Raw genomic sequence first — 405 nt, 5'->3', positions numbered from 1 at the left:
GGAGCCGCTGCGCAACGTGATCCTTACGACGGGTGCACCAACCGGCTGATCCGAACTTGAGTACTGTCCGCAATCCTTCGGGCGCGGTGGGTACTCATATAACTGGTGATCGTCACGCAGAGTAGAGAACCTATGTCCCTGAGTGACGAGACTGGTGTATCGTCCCGAACAGGGGCTGCGCCGCGGACCGTTCGGCGCCAGGGGACGGACACTTCGGACTGTGAGGGGGGCGACAGGCGATGCACGGCCTATGGACGAGCGATCCGACGAGGCGGGGCTGCCGGCGGCGACCCTGGCGGACGGCCGCGTGCAGACGCGGTCACCACGCCGATCACGGCGGGCACCTCACCCACCACAGCGACCATCACGCCGACCAGAGCCATCACGGCCGCAGGCCCGGCAGCC

The organism is Streptomyces africanus, from assembly GCF_002150735.1.
In the GTDB taxonomy this organism is placed as follows: domain Bacteria; phylum Actinomycetota; class Actinomycetes; order Streptomycetales; family Streptomycetaceae; genus Streptomyces; species Streptomyces africanus.
Note: the sequence above shows the minus strand (reverse complement) of the source record.